The following is an 18311-nucleotide window of genomic DNA, read 5'->3' as shown; positions in this document are numbered from 1 at the left end:
CTTTAAGGGTCCTAAAGGAACGTTTAAGACTAAGACGTTGATAGGTTGGGTGTGTAAGCGTAGCGATACGTTGAGCTAACCAATACTAATGAACCGTGAGGCTTAACCTGACAACACCGAAGGTGTTTTAGAGAGACGAGATAGTTTTCGAATGTGCGTGAGAAGCCGAAAGGTGAAGGACACAGCAGCTTGTTCAAGATTGATGTTCTGGTTTAGCAAAGAAATGTGCTGAACGGGAACAAACCGAATTTGTCTGGCGGCAATAGCGCGGTGGTCCCACCTGACCCCATGCCGAACTCAGCAGTGAAACGCCGTAGCGCCGATGGTAGTGTGGGGTCTCCCCATGTGAGAGTAGGGAACTGCCAGACATTAAATTAGTGAGAAAGCCACCCAATGGGTGGCTTTTTTGCGTTTGGGGAATGGGGCCAAGAAAAGGCCGAGATGACGAGATAAATAACGCAAGCTAAGTGAATCAATAATCCCCTCAGCAACCAATCGTTGTGTTACCCGTGTTCGGTGTTCACGTCATTATGACTTGTGATTAAAACGTAGAAATTCTTCTAAGCTTATCAATAATCCTCTTAGTAACTCACTGTTGTTACTTCATTTTTCATCGCTCTGGCTTATGATGATGAGACCTTCTAGGCTAATTGGTTGTTCATGTCGTCATTAACTAACTGAGGATTATTATTTTTCTTATCCTGTGCGATTCTTACCTTCTTATTATTTGTGATCATGCATAAGCCCCCATCGCTGACTCTGATAAAGCGACGTTTATACAGGAAAAGAGGATGAAAGGTCGATATTGATAGAGGTGAGAAGCCAACCAGTCGTTAACTTGGTACTTAACTTATATGGTTATGATACTGTTTGTCGTTTAGATGAACTTAATTGTGGGTTATTAAATTCTTTTTTACTTTGCAACCTACTGTTTATGAAGAATAATCCACTTAGCAACTCATCATTGTGTCATCAGCATGTTATGTTTTTTATGTTCACATTGTTATGGCTTGTGATTAAAACGGAGAAATCTTTGTAAGCTTATCAATAATCCACTTAGCAACTAATCATTGTGTCATCAGCATGTTATGTTTTTTATGTTTACATTGTTATGACTTGTAATTAAAGGATAGGAATCCTTGCAAGCTTATCAATAATCTCCTTGGTAAGTATTTTTATGCTTAACAATATTGTTATTTAAAATAATAGCATTACTTAATGATTATTATTAATTTATCTCTAATGAATAATGACTGATATTTGACGTTTAAAAATAAAAAATTAGTATTTAATATAAGTAAGTGAAAAGGATAGTTGATAATTATCTTATTTTTTATTCTATTTTTAGGGGGAATATGATTTTATTAAATGGAAAAAATTTGAAACTTCATGATGTAAAATTAATTATGAACGGCGAATGTATTGCTGTGGAGGGGGCAGCAATGGAACAATTAGATAAAAGCCATAAAGTATTAATATCAGAAGCAGAAAAAGGTGCAAAAATATACGATCTAACAGTGGGAGTTGGTTTAAATAAAGATACAGAATATATAAAGTTAAATGGAAAATTTACTGAAGAGCTAATTGAGAAATCGACTGTTTTTAATAAAAAATTGATACGTGCACATTCTGTGGGGATAGGTAAGCTTGTAGATAGTTGTTTAGTTAGGGCTGTAATGGGGATTCATATAAACATGTTGCTCAATGGTTATAGTGGAATTCAGCCTAGAATAATTAGTAGTTATGTTGAATTGCTTAACAAAAATATTATTCCTTGTATACCCAGTATTGGCTCGATTGGTGAGGGGGATATAACTATATTGAGTCATGTAGGACTGACAATGCTAGGTGAAGGAGAGGTAATTTACCAAGGTAAAACAATGCCTTCTTCAAAGGCACTTCAACTTGTTGGAATCACACCCATAGAGCCCTGGGCAAAAGATTCACTATCTTTATTATGTTCAAATGCTTATTCTGTTGCTATTACAGCAGTTGCGTTATTAAAAATAGCTCATTATATAAATATAAGTGAGTTGCTGTATTGTTTAAATTTACAAGCCTTAAATGGTAATCTCTCACCTTTAAATCAACGGGTTTTGGATGCTTGTGCTTACCCTGAAGTTATTGTAATGGGCGCTAAACTTAGAAATTTATTAATTGGTTCTTCGCTAGAGTCTCATGATGATGAACGACATTTACAAGATCCATTAAGCTATCGCTGCGGGGTATATCGACTAGCAGAATTGCGTTTAAGTTATGAGCAAGCGAAAAAGCAACTTCTTATTCAGGTTAATGATTCAAATGATAATCCATGTGTGCTCACTAAAAATGTAAATAATAGTTTGACTGGGAATTATGATCATCAGGCTGTGCTTCCAAGTGGAAACTTTGAAACATTACCTTGGGTCTTAGCCGTTGAAAAATTAAGTTTAGCGATAGCTCATAATGCATTAGCAAATGTGCAGCAGATAGTAAAACTCAATGATCCTTATTTTACACAATTAACCCGATTTTTGGGTAATAAAACAGCATTTCATGCACTTGGTGCTATTGAAAAACCTGCAGTTGCTTTGGGGATGAGAATTAAAAATCTAGTAATGCCTGTTTCATTAGATTACTTTTCTGTCGCAGGTAGTGTCGAAGATACAGCGACAAATGCGCAATTAGTTGCTGAAAAATTACAAAATCAATTAACATATGGATATGAGTTAATTTCAATTGTTTTTTTATGTGTGGTGCAAGCGATTAGTCTAAGAAAAGCGAAAGATTCCTCTTATTTATTATCTCCAAAAACAGAGGGTATTTACCGTGCGATAAGTGAATTCATAGAGTTAAATGGTGAGGATAAATCACTTTCGAAAGAAATAAGACTAATTAATGATTATATTTTTAATTGTAAAATATAATCTTCAAAACATTATTTAATCTCTACTAAAATGTAAGGATGGGTATTTAGTCAGTATTTTTTTAAACCAAGGTGTGAAGATATCTGGTTGTTGGTTAACTTCAGAAATAAGTTTAGAAATACTAATCCAACGGATGGATGAGACTTCTTCTACATTGGGATAAACCATTTTATTATAGTGGCCAACATATAGGTGGTCATATTCATGTTCAATTAACCCGCCATTTACATCGGCTCGATATATAAGAGAGCCTACATGGGTTAGTGGTGTAGTAAAACCTAATTCTTCTTGAAGTCTACGCTCAGCTGCACTTTGCGTTTCTTCATTGGGTTTTGGATGGCTACAACATGTGTTAGCCCACTGACCAGAAGAGTGGTATTTATGTGGTGCTCTTTGTTGAATTAAGAGCTCATTTTGTTCATTAAAAACGAAGATAGAAAAAGCACGATGTAAGCGGCCGAGTTGATGCGCGAGTAATTTGGGCATAGTGCCGATAGCAACATCATTTTCGTTAACTAAAATTAATTCATCTTCCATCGACCTGATTCCTATCATTAAAATTATTGCTGTAGTTTATTATAACTAAAAAAATAAAATTGTAGAATTGAGCTATTTATTCATAATACTTAATTTATGTTCATAGTGTATTTATTTTAAAATGGCAGCTATATTATTATTTGTACTGCCACTTTTAATATTTATTTTTGTTGTAAAACCCAAACAGCAGCTTCTACACGAGATTTTAAGTTTAATTTTTTAAGTAAGTGTTTCACATGTACTTTTACAGTACTTTCTGCGATATCGAGTTTACGAGCGATCATTTTATTAGAAAGTCCCTGTGAGATTAACTCTAAAATATCAGCTTCTCTTGGTGTTAGGGTCGCGATATTATTTTCATTATTGTTAGGATTATCACGTAAAGATTCAGCAAGAACAGATGTGAGTGTTGGGCTAACAACCAGTTTCCCACTTGCGGCTTCTTTAAGTGCGACAATAAGTTCTTCTGGCTCCATATCTTTTAATAAATAGCCATCAGCACCACGTTTTAAAGCATTCACTAAGTCATCGCTATAATTTGAGACGGTGAAGAGAATGATCCGGCCTGACAGCTCTCTTTTTCTTAACTCATCGAGTGTTTCAAACCCATTCATGCCTGGCATATTGAGATCTAGAAGAATGAGGTCAGGATCTTGTTCTTCTGCGATTTGAATTCCTGTTTTCCCATCACCAGCTTCACCTATAACGTATAATGAAGGTTCTAAACTAATCAGTTGTTTCACGCCATTTCGTAGCATTGGGTGATCATCAATCAGCAGGATGGTTGATTTATCATTCGTTGTATTTGTATTTTCCATAGATGATTCTCTCTGGTGTATTAAGCGTCAGATAAAGGGAAAGTTACCTTAACCTCTGTTCCGCCTTGAGGTCTGGGTATAACAAAACATTCGCCATTAAGGCTAAGGGCTCTTTCTCTCATAATAATTAAACCATAGTGATTGAGTTTGTCGACATTTGCAGTGATTCCAGCTCCATCATCAATAACTTTGATACAAATAATACCTGAATTTTGTGTTAATGAGACTTCTGCCCAACTTGCATTAGCATGCTTTAAAATATTACTTAGGGCTTCTCGGATTATTTGTATAATATGAATTGATTGATGTGGTGAGATACTCTTCGCTGGAATATCATAGTGTAACTTAATCGTATAACCCATCCGCTCACTAAATTCACTAATCGTACTCTCTAAAGAGGGTAGTAGCCCTGGTTCAGTTAATTTTAATCGAAAAGTAGTTAAAAGCTCCCTTAGCTGACTATAAGCGGTGTTAATTTCGCTGCGCATTTCAGTTAATAATTGCTGAGGTTTTTCGGGTAATGGTTCAGGTTGCAATTGTAGATAGCTAATTTGCATTTTTAAACAAGATAGTGATTGTGCAATTGAATCATGTAGTTCACGTGCAATGGCCGAGCGCTCATCCATAATTAATAATTGTTGCTGTTGTTCAATTTGGTGTTCCATTGCGAGCATGCCAGATATTTGTTTAACTAACATTGAGACTAAATTGTTTTGTTCATCAGATAGAGTTTGGCCAGCCATTATTTCACCGATAATGACACCATAACGGTGCATGTTATCTGACAACTCCCACTGTAAAATTGTGATTTTTTCATTTGCTAATAAACTATCTTGCTGCTCATTTAAATGGGGAGATTCGCCATCTAATCCTATCGATTGACAGTTGATTTTGTGAAAATAAGATTCATTGCTATCTTCATATAACCGTAAACTCAGGTTATTTAATATTGTAATATTTTTCAGTTCAATCAGGACTTTTTGCAGTCTTAAATAAAGTGGTTCAGATGAGTGAAGAATTTGATTCGACTGGTATAAATAGGACAATACACGATTTTTTTTCGTAAGGTCGGCCGTTTTTTCTGCCACCCTTTCTTCTAATTGGTGATAGCTTTGTGCGAGTTCTTCTGACATTTGGTTCAATGTTTCACCCAATGCATTTAACTCGTCTTGTCGATTATTTTTTGGATAGCGTTGACTGAAATCTTTTTGTCCAATAGCGGTTACCATTGATAGCAATTTCATCCATGGGTAGTAAATTTTTCGCCGCAAATGCCATATAGTTCCCATGAGTAGTAAGAATACTAAACTAATGAAAATGAGCTGTGTCATGGCGACATAGGCTATTTTTCTTTCAGTTTTCTCATCAATGCTGTGGACTAACTCATCAAGCTTATTAACAAACGAAATAACTTCATATCTTGCATCATTTGGTGTATTTGCATTTATTAATGTAGGGCGTAATGTAAGCAGCCAAAAGTTGTGAAGTTCATTAAATTGTGGCGTTAAATCTTCAACTTTGACGACCTGGGTGAGTTCAGGGCTTAGTAAATCACTTTCTAGAGAATCTAAGTAATGTTGATTTTGCTGATTAAGAGGAACTAATGAGAGCAGCCGGTAGCTCTGCATGCGTAATGAACCAGATTTGTTGATTGCGTGAGCGTTACCTTGAACGCTGATAATCATTCTATTTGAAATCGTCATTCCTATAATTCCAAGGATAGCAATTAGCAACATTAGGCCAATAACTTGGTTAATAATAGAGAATCGACGATACAGAGTCGGCATTTATAGTTCCTCAAAAATCCGTGGTACAACTAGTTTTAAGATTAGGTTGGCGATATTGTTCATAAAGGTAACCTAATTAAATATACTACCTTAGTATTAACTTAAAGGACTTAATTTGCGTATAACGCGCTGAAAATAGAAGATTGAAATCTGCGATTATCCTTACTTGTTGATATTAATAGATAAAAATAGGCTGCTTTGTGTTTTTTCTGATAATGGTTACGTATTATAACGTAAATTAAAGGTGAGTTTCTTTTGATTTAGATCAGACTAGATGTTTTATGATTTCTAAAAGGTAGGTTTAATAATCCCTAAAATACACAAAATTTGAACCTATCAATATGTATTTTATTATACATCGATAATGTGAGAGAAAGTAAATTAATAGGAATCTAAGTAGAAAAGTTTTTATTTCATCAAGCGAAAAAATAGAATAATGCGGATAAAAAGCCGTATTCTATTTTTGGTATTAGGCTTTTTGAATTTTCTTGATTAAAGATAAAACCATAACAAGGCACATACCAACAATGAAGCCAAAAAATAAGTTAATTATTGTCGGTAGGATAAACTGCATAGTACTCCCAATAATAGGTGTTAATAAGGCAGTGAAGGATATTTCTTCAATCCATTCAGACATATAGCGAATGCCATGAGTGAGTATACCACCTCCAACCATAAACATTGCGGCTGTGCCGACAACGGAAAGTGTTTTCATCAGATATGGTGTGGTATAAATAAGCCCATTGCCTATTTTTTGTAGTAATGCTGATGTTTTCTTTTGCAGATAAAACCCTAAATCATCAAGTTTAACAATTCCAGCAACGAGCCCGTAAACACCTATAGTCATAATAACAGCAATAAGAGATAGTACTGCGAGTTGATTAATAATCGTTGTGGTAGATACAATGCCTAATGTAATTGCAATAATTTCAGCGGATAAAATAAAATCAGTGCGAATAGCGCCTTTGATTTTTTCTTTTTCGAATTCAGCCAGTTTTTCTTCAGGCACCGAGTGTGTTTTCGCTGCTAATTTTGCATTAGAGTGAAAAATTTTATGGGCAATTTTTTCTGCCCCCTCAAAACATAAGTAAGCGCCACCTAACATTAATAAAGGCGTGATAGCCCAGGGAATAAACGCGCTGATCAATAGAGCGAGAGGAACCAAAATTAATTTATTGAGAAATGAGCCTTTAGCAACGGACCAGACAACAGGAATTTCTCGTTCAGCACGAACGCCTGATACTTGCTGAGCATTTAAAGCAAGGTCATCACCTAGAACACCAGATGTTTTTTTCGCGGCCATTTTTGTCATCATTGCGACGTCATCAAGCACGGCTGCTATATCGTCAAGTAAGGTCAGTAAACTACTTCCAGCCACAAGAGACCCTCAATTAAGTTTGTTTAAGATATCGTTAATGTTTATTAGGCTGATCAAGTGATAATTAGTTCATTAGAGTTTATAACATATTCGAATTTTTAATTATTCCTTTAAGAAGAATGCCTAGAGTTATTGGATTATGAAATTTTTATGACAATGGAACCAATATGGTTTCTTCTTTTCTAATTTAGGGTATTTCTAAAAACTCACCAGGTGAGTTTGTTTATGTTATTGAGCAATGTTGCATTGGGTTAGTACTTTTAAATCGATTGGTATAGGGTTAATACATGTCTTCTCAACCAGTTTTGAGTATTGTTGTTGCGGTTTATAATGGTGAAAAGTTTTTACCTCAGTTCTTTGATAGTCTATTAGCGCAAAATTTAGAAAATTGGGAGCTCATTGTTGTTAATGATGGCTCTAAGGATAACAGCGAAGGAATTATCAAAGAGTATGAAGATAAATTCAGTCATCTGAAGATTTTGTCTCAAGAAAACCAAGGCGTGTCAGTTGCTCGTAATACTGGAATGGTTGAAGCGACAGGGAAATATATTACATTTCCTGATATCGATGATGAAATTAGCCCGAAAATGTATGGCAGATTGTTAGAAATTGCATTAGCGGGTGACTTAGATGTTGCAACTTGTAATGGTACCTATGTTTATACTAATGGCGATGTACCGAAAGCGATATTTCCGCCAAATAAGGTAGCCTCTACAGGGGTGATAAGTGGCCCTGAATGGTTAGAAAAAGGGCTAAGCTCACGTAAATTTTTGCACGTAACTTGGCTGAATCTATACCGTTTAGATATGCTGCGCCAATATAACTTTTTCTTTGAGCCGAAGCTGCATCATCAAGATATTCCCTGGACAACTGAGGTTTTATTGGTTGCGAAACGTGTGCAATTTATTAATGAGCAATATTATCGCTATTTGATCCACAACCAGTCTGTTTCTCATTCGTTGAGCGGTGACGAACGGTCAGTGCGTAAAATTAATACTTATTTGAAAATTATCGATATGTTATTAGCGATTTACCAGCGTTATCCTGAACAAGTCAAACAAGCACCAGCGTGTATTTGGCAAGTAGGTAAAGAGGGATTAGGCGTTGTTCAAGCTTTACTTGCGATTAAATCCCCTGAAATTCGTAAAGAAATGGTGCAGCAATTTTTCGACAAAGGATATTGGGAAATTGTGTGGAACCATGCGACAACGGTAAAATTAAAGTGGCGTTTAATTAGGCGCTATACGAAATTAAAAGATATTATCAAAGACTAGTATTCAAAAAAGCAGGTAGCTTATGCAGCGGAATAAGCTACCTTTTTACTATTTATCTAATCGCTTTAGCGCATCGATAAACATTTCCCATAACCGCTGGTTATTAAGCTTCGTCGCCACTTGTGTATGGCAATCCGCGGGGGCTTGAGCGCGAAAGTCGGTTACTGTCATTCCAAGCGTTAACGTTCCTTGAAGCTCAATATCAACAGGGGCTTTGCATGTTTCTATCATTGAGGAGTCAATAACATAGGCAACAGCACAAGGGTCATGAACGGGCGCATGGTCACTGTAGCCGTTACGTTGGCGATACCCTGCCGTATAGTAGTTCAACGATTCAACAACAAATCGGCTAATTGGTGTATTGAGCGCGGCAATTTTAGCCATGATGGCATCTGTTGGTTTTGCTTGGTGAGTTAAATCCAATCCAACCATTGTTAATGGCCATTTTTCGTTGAAAACGATATGTGCGGCCTCTGGGTCGATGGCAATATTAAATTCGGCGACAGCTGAACGATTCCCCGTATGGTATCCACCACCCATTAGCACGATTTCTTTCACTAATTCAACAATTTCAGGGGCTTTTCTTACCGCAAGGGCGATATTTGTTAGCCCGCCAATGGGCACTAATGTAACCGTTTTTGCAGGATGAGCTTTAAGCGTATCGATGATCAGGTCAACAGCATGGCGCTTATCAAGGGGTAATGTTGGTTCAGGGAGATGTGTGCCATCTAACCCACTAATTCCATGCACTTCAGCAGCATTCTGAATGTCTCTAACTAATGGACGTGGGCAACCTGCGGCTATCGGGATATGTCTTGCGCCCGCAAATTCAAGGAGCGCGCGTGCATTGTGAGTGACTTTCTCTAGGGTTTGATTCCCCACAACGGTGGTGACAGCCAATAGTTCCACACTTGGATTACCCAGAGCCAATAAAATCGCCATGGCATCATCATGGCCAGGGTCACAATCCAGAATAATTTTGTGTGAAGACATCATATCTCCTTGTCTAAAACGCTTTTATTGATGAGGTAGACTAAGAAATTATGGTGAAATTTCCTGTGATCTGCTTCTTGTTTATCTGTCATCACTCAAGTATTTAGTAACAAAATATTAATACTTTTGGATGATACTGTGATTTGATTAACATATTAATAACAAGTGGTTTGAGCTTATACAAATAATGTGTTTTTTATATTCTTTTGGCTTAATGTATTTATGAGCCATATTTAATTTATTAATAAGTTAACAAACTTGGGGGCGGAATGGATAATTATCTCACTAAATTACCTGATGTGATTGATTCTGTTGCAACTAACCAGTTTTATCCTAATTTATTATCATGGTTATCATCCTTTATCGCTTTTGATAATGCCATCGTGTATGCCTTTGAAAAGGATACGCCTCCACGTTTTCTTTCAAAAGTTGAACGACGAAACAGTGATAGTGTGAACCGAATCTATCAGCGAGGCGCTTATTTAATGGATCCTTTTTACCAAGAGATCCAAAAAGGAGGGACGTCCAAGGTTCTTACATTGAAGGAATTGGCACCTAAAGGTTTTTATCATACAGATTATTACCTGAATTTTTATCGCAAAACGGGCTGGTGTGACGAAGCAGGACTGTTGCTGGAAATTTCTGCGGATAGGCAATTGGGAATATTTTTTGGTAATGAAGACAGACCATTTTTCTCTGAAAAATATACTCAAGCCCCCTTAAAAGAAGCGTTTGAAATTATTTGCAGCATGGCTCGATTGCATAAAGAAGTTTCTCCCAATGTGGTATCGAACCACTATCAAAATGCAGATAGGCAAACTCGTTTCGGCCTCACGCCAAGGGAATGTGAGGTAGTGGAGTTGATTCTGGAAGGCAAAGGATCACCTCAAATTGCAGAGTCACTTTTTATTAGCCTTGGTACAGTCAAAAATCATCGTAAAAATATCTACCAAAAATTGAATATTAACTCGCAAGCTGAACTATTTAATTTATTAATGAATCGAGTAATTCAGTGACTGTATAGCATGAGTATAAATGCAGTGCGAATAATGAAGAACTATAATTATATTTAATAATCATATGATTGCGTTTTTTGTTATGTTAATTTAAATTTTTTTTGAAAAAATGTATTTAATTATTATTAATATCGAAATGTTTAATTAACCAATTGAATTGAAAATAAAAAAAATAATTTAAAAATATTTTGTTTTTATTTAAATATTCTACCTGGCTCACATTTGTTAAATCTTTGTTTTAAATGTCCCTAAAGGGCTATGTAATTGTTAATGCAAGGTTAAGATAATCGAGGTATTGCAAGATACTAAACAGGGTATCCATTATGAATAACCAAGTAGAATCATTAACTTATTACGCAGCAACAAAGAAATACGATTTGCGTTTTCCAACACTGAAAGAAGATCTTGATGTGGATGTCGTGATCATCGGGGGCGGTTTTTCAGGGATCCACACAGCGCTTGAACTATGCGAAAAAGGGATCACAAACATCGCTATTTTGGAGGGTCGTTACCTCGGTTACGGGGGATCAGGGCGTAATGGCGGCCAAGTGATGGCTGGAATTGGGCATGATATCGATGCAATCAAAAAATATGTGGGTCCAGAAGGGTTAGAAACCATCTTTAAGCTTAGCAATATGGGCGCAGGGATCATGCGTGAACGTATTGCTAAATACGATATTGATGCGGATTTTTGCCGTGGATATGCTTATTTAGGCAGCAATGCTCGCCAAGAAAAAACATTACGTAGTTGGCTGAAAGATTTCAAATCTGTTGATCCTGATGAAGAAATTGAATTTTATAGTGGCTCAGAACTAAAGCAGATTATCGGCTCAGATGCTTATACCTGTGGTATCAAGCACATGGGCGGTGGGCATGTACATTCATTAAATCTCTTATTGGGTGAGGCAAAAGCAGTTAGCGAGATTTATGGCGCAAAGATTTTTGAAAATAGCCAAGTTTTGAATGTTGAGTATGGTAATACCATCAAAGTTAGAACGGCGATGGGAACCGTTAAAGCACAGAAAATGTTATGGGCATGTGACTCATTCTTAAATGGTCTTGAGCCCACGCTTTACCCAAAAACCATCAATACCTACGCTTATCAATTAATGACAGAAGCGCTATCTGACGAATTAATTGAGCAAATTAGCCCGATCCGCGGTGCATATAGTGATATTCGTCCTGTGATTGATTATTACCGGGTCACTAACGAAAACCGTCTGTTATTCGGTAGTTCAACGCATTTTCTTGAGTATATTCCGTCTGATTTAAAAGCCTGGAATCGCAATTTAATGTTGAAGGTTTTCCCTTATCTAAAAGATGTCAAAATCGAATTAGCGTGGGGTGGCCCGATGGCCTGTAGTGCGAATCTTTTCCCACAAATAGGTTCTTTGCCTCAACATAAAAATGTGTTCTATGCACAGGGATATTCAGGTTTCGGCGTAACGCCAAGCCAGATCGTGTGCAAAGTGTTGGCTGAAGGCATGGTGGAAGGTTCTCATCGTTATGACTTAATGAGTTCGATTCCTCACGCCAATATTATTGGCAAAGACAGCATGCGTAATGTGATTGTTTCACTTGCGAAAATCATGCACCAAACATCGGGTTACTGGCAAGGCCGTCGCTAATTCGTATCCGTATAATTATTTTATTGAAATCGATTAAAGGTAAATATCATGATTAGTCCATTACTGCTGAATAAACCGCTTCCAGAGCTACTGAACATTGGTAGCGTAACAAACTTAGGCTCTGTAGTTGTCGAAGGTGACCCACAAGCCAGTGTGGCGATGGTTTATGGCGAGCCAACGGATAACCTAACTTGCGGTATTTTTGCGTGTACAACAGGCAAATTCAAAATGGTTTATCCGTTTGATGAAATGGCAACAGTACACGAAGGCTCAGTTAAATTGACAGATGTTAAAACGGGTGTGACGGTTGAGTACCATAAAGGCGATACATGGTTTGCTGCGAAAGGTACTGAAGTCTTATGGGAAATTGATACCCCGCGTTTCGTTAAGCACTACCTAGCTTGTGTGAATGCTTAATTAATTACTATTTAGTGGAGTGATTGCAATGAGTGAGTTAACCCTATTACCTGAAGTCAGCGAATTTCTGAAACGTCAACATGGGCATTTTATCAATGGGTTGCCGATTTCTGGCAAGGGTGAGACTTTTTTTGACGTTGTTAATCCAGCCACTGAACAGGTTATCGCTAAAGTCAAAGAAGGGACGTTAGCAGAAGTGGATGCGGCAATGAGTGCGGCACATGTGGCATTCAAAGGTATTTGGGCAAATACCACACCGATGGAACGTGGAAATTGCCTAAACCGCCTTGCGGATTTACTTGAAAAGCACCTTGAAGAACTCGCGCAGCTTGAAACCCTATGTTCAGGGAAAACGATTCAACTTTCCCGTTTCCTTGAGGTAGGGTCGGCGGCGCAGTTTTTACGCTATTTCGCGGGGTGGGCGACAAAAATTAGCGGTGAAACGTTAAATGTGTCACTGCCATCATTTAATGGCGAAAAGTATTCCGCATTTACACAACGCGAGCCTGTTGGGGTTGTTGCAGGGATTATTCCATGGAATTTCTCCATTATGATTTCCATTTGGAAATTAGCGGCTGCATTAACGTGTGGCTGCACCATTGTCTTGAAGCCGAGCGAATTTACGCCACTGACGATGTTACGCGTGGCGGAATTAGCGAAAGAAGCAGGTATTCCTGATGGCGTGATTAATATCGTTAACGGTGGTGGTCGCGAGGTAGGGCCTGCACTTATTCAACACCCTCTGTGTTCTAAAGTGACCTTTACGGGATCGGTACCGACTGGGCTGGCGGTAGGGCGCACAGCAATGGAAGGAAAATTAACCCGTGTGACATTAGAGCTAGGGGGGAAAAACGGTGCGGCATTCTTGGCGGATTTACCTGTTGAGAAGATCGTGAATGGCATTATCGAAGCGGGTTACCTTAATCAAGGGCAAATCTGTGCAGCGGCAGAGCGTTTTTATATCCCATCCAAATTAATGGATGAGGTACTAGCTGAACTTAAAGTCCGTTTATCTGCGATAAAAATAGGTTCTCCATTAGACGAAACAACCGAAATGGGGCCGCTTGCGAACAAAGCCCATTACGAAAAAATCCTCAGCCTATTTGAAAAAGCGCGCCAAGATGGCAGCGAAATTATTTATGGTGGCCAGCCGATTACAGGGGCGGGGTATTTTGTTCCGCCGACTATCATTCGAGCGAATAGCCCAGACGATGCATTGATGAAAGAAGAAACCTTTGGCCCTGTCGGCACCTTCTTAAGTTACGATGACGAAGAACAACTGATTGAGATGATGAATAGCACACCATTTGGTTTAGCAGCCAGTGTATGGACAAACGATCTCAGTAAGGCGATGCGGATGATCTCTCGTATTGAAGCGGGGACGGTTTGGGTGAATATGCACACTTTCCTTGATCCTGCGGTGCCATTTGGCGGTATTAAGTCTTCAGGTATTGGTCGTGAGTTTGGCAGTGCCTTTATTGAGTATTACACTGAGTTAAAATCTGTCATGGTGCGTTATTAGTGGTTAATTTTGAGTATTAATCAACTGCTTCCCGGCCATTGTGCCGGGTTTTTTTATGCTTTTATTCACGTGGTGATGAAGAATAGGGCTATGATAGCTGTATCTTATTTCTGAGCTAGGTGGTGGTATGAAGACGGTATTGATTACTGGTGGAAGCCGAGGAATTGGTCGTGCAACAGCACTTCAACTCGCACGGCTCGGTATGCGAGTGCTTATTAATTATAAAAGCGACCATCAGGCTGCGGAAGGGGTTGTTGCAGAAATTCAGGCGGCTGGAGGTGTCGCATATGCATTACCATGCGACATTAGCAGTGAAAGTGAGGTTGTTAAGCTGTTCGAGACCGTTAAGCAGCAACATGGTGATTTGCACTATTTAGTGAATAACGCGGGTATTTTATTTCAGCAATGCAGAACAGAAGCGTTAACAGCACAGCGAATTAATACTGTTCTTGCGACTAATGTCACTGGGTTACTGATATGTTGCCGTGAGTTTATCCAACTGGCTCGCCATTTTAACCACTTTGATAAAAAAGCGATTGTGAATGTTTCGTCAGCGGCAGCACGTTTAGGTGCGCCTGGAGAATACATCGATTATGCTGCGTCAAAAGGTGCGGTAGACTCCATTACAAAGGGGCTGTCATTAGAGTTAGCTGAGTTAGGGATACGTGTTAATGGTGTTCGTCCTGGCTACATTTATACGCAGATGCACCAAGACGGCGGTGAAGCAGGGCGTGTTGATCGGGTTGCGGCACAGTTACCACTGAAAAGAGGCGGAGAACCTGAAGAAATTGCGGAAATTATTTCATGGTTGTTAAGTGATGCTTCATCCTATGTGACGGGTTCAATTATTGATGCGGCAGGTGGTCGCTAGTTAATTAAAACTTTTCCTGACGAATAATAAACCCTGATGACACAAGTTCAGTTCGGTTAGTGACATTGGCTTTAGTGAAGATATTACGCAGATGGGTTTTTACGGTGGATAATGACACGCCTAATAACAACGCAATACGCTTATTACTCGCGCCTTCACGCACCAAATGAATGATTTCTTGTTCTTTTGGTGTGTAAGATACTAAAGAATCAGGCAAGATATCAAACGTCATCAGCTCTGCAACAGGTAAGATCGCATTTAACCGCATGATTTCGTGTTGCGAGAACGGGCTGTCTCGCAGTACTGAAACTCCAGCAATAATTTTATTTTTCCGACGAATAAAAATCTCAGCCATATCTGTTAGATTATTAGGTTGCATAAAATCATGAAAAAAAGCCTGATTTTGCTGACGAATTTCAGGAGACATCCTGACTAATCTTAAATCATCTTCCCGAAATTTATCGGGATGGAGTGGATCGAGTTGATGAAAATAAGCCAGATAATCTCGGTGCATTTGAGCAGGGATCCCATATAACACATAGTTGTCTGGCTGCCAGTGGTCGTTGACCAGGTAATACACTGACGCAGTAATAGGGATAATGTGTGCAATAGTATTTAGGCAGCAATCAATCAATGTTTGCTGGTGGTCGCTAAACTGAGGTGGGCTCATTTTATCCCCTTCCATAGTGAGTCAGATAATTATCATGCGCTTTATTGTTATTAACATAAAGTAAACATGTTAATAACGTGAGGTCGATAACAGTATTTAAAACAAGTAAAAATTGGTTCAGTCTTGATTTGTTAGGATTTGGTATCTTTGGTTAATTGATTATTAATATATTAATGATCAAAATGATCGTTATGTATTGATATTAAAGTATATATTTTTATTTCTGTTGATTTTCTTGGTACTTTTCGAATAGTTATAAGAACTCCCCCCTCTCTCTGGGTATCGTTCTTTAGGACGATGGTCGCCTCTTTGTGCTTCTTTCTATAGTGGCAATGTAGTCACGCTTTTTTTACAAAAAATTCACATCCATGGCTGCGTATAGAGCGAGAGGGAAGCAAAATGAATTTATCCTCAAAATTAACGTCACATCTCGAAAAGGGGAAAGTTGGGTTCCCAACGACGCTGGCGAGTTCCGCGGGCTTGATTATGGCAAGCCCTGTTATCTTAACCGTCACCAGTGGGTTTGGTATTGGTGGCGATACGTTTGCATTAGCCGTGTTACTGAGCTTCATTATGATGCAGGCACAGCTCACCACTTTTTCAGAGGCCGCGGCGATTTTACCCACCTCTGGCTCCGTGTATGACTATATTTCTTGTGGTATGGGGCGCTTCTGGGCTATCACTGGTGCATTATCAGCGTATTTGATTGTGCATGTCTTTGCGGGAACCGCAGAAACTATTCTGTCGGGGATTATGGCGTTAGTGAACTTTGAGCACCTGAATACGGTACTGGAAACCAGTAATTCGTCTTGGATGGTTGGTGTGGGTTTAGTTGTCACTTTCGGTATCTTAAATGCTTTTGGTATTGAAGCGTTTGGTAAGGTTGAAGTGGTATTGACTTTCGCCATGTGGTCAACACTGGTGATCTTTAGTATTACAGGCTTGATGTTACCGTTTAACGTACCGATGGAGGGGTGGTTTGGTGCAGAGCTAAATATCTCTGATCCAACACTGGTTTTAAGTTTTGTGGGTATGGCGATGTTTATGTTTGTTGGTTGTGAGCTTGTCACACCAATGGCGCCAGAAATTAAAAATTCCGCCAAAGTTATCCCTCGCGCCATGACAACGGGTTTATTCTGCGTGGCCTTATGTATGGTGCTGTTTGGTGCTGCGCTGGCCAATCAAGTCGAAAACGTGGTGGTTGACCCACAAACAGGCACGCGCTTATTGGAAACACCGATGGCAATCCCTGCGTTTGCAGAGCGAGTCATGGGGGAATTTGGTAAATACTGGATTGGTGTCGCACTGTTATTAGCGGGTGGGGCAACCATTAATACACTGATGGCTGCTGTGCCGCGTATTTTATATGGCATGGCACTAGATGGTGCATTACCGCGCATCTTCACGTATTTGCACCCACGTTTTAAAACACCCGTATTCGGTATTTTAGTGGCTGTGATGATCCCATGTTTACATGCTTTTGCTATCCAAGGTGATCTTGACCGTATTATTCCTCTGGTGCTAGCGGCAGTGTGTTCTTGGGGAACCGCCTATTTATTAGTGACTATTTCCGTGGTGCTATTGCGTATTCGCCGCCCTGATTTACACCGAGCTTACCGCTCGCCGTTTTTCCCAATTCCTCAAATTATTTCGAGTGTCGGGATTATTTTAGCGATTGTGTATATCACACCGCCAGGTATGAATAAGTCTGATGTGTATATTCCGTTTGCGATAATGTTAGGTTTAACGGCCAGTTATGCACTGATTTGGACAGTATTTGTTCAGAAGGTCAATCCGTTCAAACCCGTTGATGTTGAAGTTGTTCTGTCTAATTCATTTAGAGATGAAGAAAATGAGGAGGTACAACTTGAGCCATTACGTCACCTCGCCTAAACCTTCGCTATTACAGCGATTGGGAGGCTTAACGAAAAAACGGTTACCAACAGGTTACCAAGCCGGGTTAACGTTAAATCGAATTGAGCGGGATATGGCGCCTTATCCATGTGAGTGGAGAGCACCAGGTGTGCTCCTTATCCTGCCGCAACCTTCGTTGACCATTGACGTCACTGAGCGCGTTAGAAAACTCTTCCTCGCGTTTATTGTGTACAGCCGTTTTTCAGTGTCAGGTTTTTGTGATGAAAATTTAAATGCAAAAATTGTCGTGAAAACGCGTGGTAGCGTGAGAAAAAAACACATTCATTTTGTGTCGAAGCAACCCGATGGGCAAAAAGTGATTGGTTGGCTGAATGCTTATCCAATTATTAGAGAGACACTGGAAGAGTTAGATTTTAATTCATGCCAAATAACTTTGAGCCATGGTCACTGGCGTTGTGAAATCGAGCCCTTTACCGCATCGGAACTTGTTAGCCGCGTTCCAGCAACAAGGCGTTACTTGAAAATAGCGCCAACGCAGCGATACCGGTTACTCAGTTCACTTCAGCTGATTAACCAATTGATGGAAAAACATACCGCTACCCATTGAGTTTAAAAAGGT

At 39.0% G+C, this 18311-nt stretch carries 15 protein-coding genes and 2 rRNA genes; 11 read left to right on the top strand and 6 right to left on the bottom strand.

The window, feature by feature from the left end; genetic code table 11:
- The 3 genes from AABS66_RS11540 to AABS66_RS11530 all read left to right on the top strand — a co-directional run.
- Positions 1-110 (top strand): 23S ribosomal RNA (locus AABS66_RS11540); the annotation flags it as partial.
- Positions 111-252: 142 nt separating this feature from the next.
- Positions 253-368, top strand: a 5S ribosomal RNA gene (rrf, locus tag AABS66_RS11535).
- A gap of 987 nt (positions 369-1355) precedes the next feature.
- A complete protein-coding gene (locus tag AABS66_RS11530) occupies positions 1356-2906 on the top strand; it encodes an aromatic amino acid lyase (protein WP_430224937.1) in 1551 nt (516 codons plus the stop codon).
- 15 nt (positions 2907-2921) lie between these two features.
- On the opposite strand, the gene idi is transcribed toward AABS66_RS11530, so the two are convergent.
- The 4 genes from idi to AABS66_RS11510 all read right to left on the bottom strand — a co-directional run bounded on the left by idi (position 2922) and on the right by AABS66_RS11510 (position 7426).
- Complete coding sequence (gene idi / locus AABS66_RS11525) at positions 2922-3443, bottom strand: isopentenyl-diphosphate Delta-isomerase (protein ID WP_272538946.1); 522 nt, start codon at positions 3441-3443, stop codon at positions 2922-2924.
- Positions 3444-3604: 161 nt separating this feature from the next.
- Positions 3605-4261, bottom strand: a complete 657-nt coding sequence (gene narL, locus AABS66_RS11520) for a two-component system response regulator NarL (protein ID WP_206084456.1) — start codon at positions 4259-4261, stop codon at positions 3605-3607.
- A 20-nt stretch (positions 4262-4281) separates the two neighbouring features.
- A complete protein-coding gene (gene narX, locus AABS66_RS11515) occupies positions 4282-6048 on the bottom strand; it encodes a nitrate/nitrite two-component system sensor histidine kinase NarX (RefSeq protein WP_430224936.1) in 1767 nt (588 codons plus the stop codon).
- A gap of 469 nt (positions 6049-6517) precedes the next feature.
- Positions 6518-7426 (bottom strand): DUF808 domain-containing protein, encoded by a 909-nt coding sequence (locus AABS66_RS11510; protein WP_206084459.1) that lies wholly within the window; start codon positions 7424-7426, stop codon positions 6518-6520.
- A gap of 287 nt (positions 7427-7713) precedes the next feature.
- On the opposite strand from AABS66_RS11510, the gene AABS66_RS11505 reads away from it, so the two are divergent.
- Positions 7714-8700, top strand: a complete 987-nt coding sequence (locus AABS66_RS11505; protein WP_206084461.1) for a glycosyltransferase — start codon at positions 7714-7716, stop codon at positions 8698-8700.
- A gap of 48 nt (positions 8701-8748) precedes the next feature.
- Here the strand turns inward: AABS66_RS11505 and AABS66_RS11500 are convergent, their stop codons facing one another.
- The gene (locus tag AABS66_RS11500) at positions 8749-9693 is read right to left on the bottom strand and encodes a nucleoside hydrolase (RefSeq protein ID WP_206084463.1); all 945 of its coding nucleotides are present in this window, start codon (positions 9691-9693) and stop codon (positions 8749-8751) included.
- Positions 9694-9962: 269 nt separating this feature from the next.
- Here AABS66_RS11500 and AABS66_RS11495 point away from each other — a divergent pair, with 269 nt between their 5' ends.
- From AABS66_RS11495 to AABS66_RS11475, 5 genes are all read left to right on the top strand, one after another.
- On the top strand, positions 9963-10709 hold the full coding sequence (locus AABS66_RS11495) for a helix-turn-helix transcriptional regulator (protein WP_206084465.1): 747 nt from the start codon (positions 9963-9965) through the stop codon (positions 10707-10709).
- Positions 10710-11032: 323 nt separating this feature from the next.
- Positions 11033-12337 (top strand): NAD(P)/FAD-dependent oxidoreductase, encoded by a 1305-nt coding sequence (locus AABS66_RS11490; protein ID WP_047757442.1) that lies wholly within the window; start codon positions 11033-11035, stop codon positions 12335-12337.
- Positions 12338-12385: 48 nt separating this feature from the next.
- Complete coding sequence (locus tag AABS66_RS11485) at positions 12386-12754, top strand: cupin domain-containing protein (protein WP_206084467.1); 369 nt, start codon at positions 12386-12388, stop codon at positions 12752-12754.
- Between the two features lie 28 nt (positions 12755-12782).
- The gene (locus tag AABS66_RS11480) at positions 12783-14276 is read left to right on the top strand and encodes an aldehyde dehydrogenase family protein (RefSeq protein ID WP_206084468.1); all 1494 of its coding nucleotides are present in this window, start codon (positions 12783-12785) and stop codon (positions 14274-14276) included.
- A 127-nt stretch (positions 14277-14403) separates the two neighbouring features.
- Positions 14404-15147, top strand: a complete 744-nt coding sequence (locus tag AABS66_RS11475; RefSeq protein WP_272538952.1) for an SDR family oxidoreductase — start codon at positions 14404-14406, stop codon at positions 15145-15147.
- A 4-nt stretch (positions 15148-15151) separates the two neighbouring features.
- Here AABS66_RS11475 and AABS66_RS11470 read toward each other — a convergent pair whose 3' ends face one another.
- Positions 15152-15817, bottom strand: a complete 666-nt coding sequence (locus tag AABS66_RS11470) for a helix-turn-helix transcriptional regulator (RefSeq protein WP_206084470.1) — start codon at positions 15815-15817, stop codon at positions 15152-15154.
- A 399-nt stretch (positions 15818-16216) separates the two neighbouring features.
- On the opposite strand from AABS66_RS11470, the gene AABS66_RS11465 reads away from it, so the two are divergent.
- Positions 16217-17710: an APC family permease gene (locus AABS66_RS11465; protein WP_206084471.1), complete on the top strand. Its 1494-nt coding sequence runs from the start codon at positions 16217-16219 to the stop codon at positions 17708-17710.
- On the top strand, positions 17685-18299 hold the full coding sequence (locus AABS66_RS11460) for a DUF3156 family protein (protein ID WP_241016849.1): 615 nt from the start codon (positions 17685-17687) through the stop codon (positions 18297-18299). The genes AABS66_RS11465 and AABS66_RS11460 overlap by 26 nt, the downstream gene beginning before the upstream one ends.
- The last annotated feature ends 12 nt before the right edge of the window (positions 18300-18311 follow it).

The organism is Providencia sp. SP181, assembly GCF_050446505.1.
Taxonomy (GTDB): Bacteria; Pseudomonadota; Gammaproteobacteria; order Enterobacterales; family Enterobacteriaceae; genus Providencia; species Providencia vermicola.
The sequence above is the reverse complement of the archived record's forward strand: the minus strand, read 5'-3'. Positions and strand labels throughout refer to the sequence as shown.

What these genes read in the sequence shown, in the direction of transcription:
- AABS66_RS11530 (WP_430224937.1), top strand. Translation starts at nt 1,356, where the DNA reads ATGATTTTATTAAATGGAAAAAATTTGAAACTTCATGATGTAAAATTA.
- idi (WP_272538946.1), bottom strand. Translation starts at nt 3,443, where the DNA reads ATGGAAGATGAATTAATTTTAGTTAACGAAAATGATGTTGCTATCGGC.
- narL (WP_206084456.1), bottom strand. Translation starts at nt 4,261, where the DNA reads ATGGAAAATACAAATACAACGAATGATAAATCAACCATCCTGCTGATT.
- narX (WP_430224936.1), bottom strand. Translation starts at nt 6,048, where the DNA reads ATGCCGACTCTGTATCGTCGATTCTCTATTATTAACCAAGTTATTGGC.
- AABS66_RS11505 (WP_206084461.1), top strand. Translation starts at nt 7,714, where the DNA reads ATGTCTTCTCAACCAGTTTTGAGTATTGTTGTTGCGGTTTATAATGGT.
- AABS66_RS11500 (WP_206084463.1), bottom strand. Translation starts at nt 9,693, where the DNA reads ATGTCTTCACACAAAATTATTCTGGATTGTGACCCTGGCCATGATGAT.
- AABS66_RS11495 (WP_206084465.1), top strand. Translation starts at nt 9,963, where the DNA reads ATGGATAATTATCTCACTAAATTACCTGATGTGATTGATTCTGTTGCA.
- AABS66_RS11490 (WP_047757442.1), top strand. Translation starts at nt 11,033, where the DNA reads ATGAATAACCAAGTAGAATCATTAACTTATTACGCAGCAACAAAGAAA.
- AABS66_RS11485 (WP_206084467.1), top strand. Translation starts at nt 12,386, where the DNA reads ATGATTAGTCCATTACTGCTGAATAAACCGCTTCCAGAGCTACTGAAC.
- AABS66_RS11480 (WP_206084468.1), top strand. Translation starts at nt 12,783, where the DNA reads ATGAGTGAGTTAACCCTATTACCTGAAGTCAGCGAATTTCTGAAACGT.
- AABS66_RS11475 (WP_272538952.1), top strand. Translation starts at nt 14,404, where the DNA reads ATGAAGACGGTATTGATTACTGGTGGAAGCCGAGGAATTGGTCGTGCA.
- AABS66_RS11470 (WP_206084470.1), bottom strand. Translation starts at nt 15,817, where the DNA reads ATGAGCCCACCTCAGTTTAGCGACCACCAGCAAACATTGATTGATTGC.
- AABS66_RS11465 (WP_206084471.1), top strand. Translation starts at nt 16,217, where the DNA reads ATGAATTTATCCTCAAAATTAACGTCACATCTCGAAAAGGGGAAAGTT.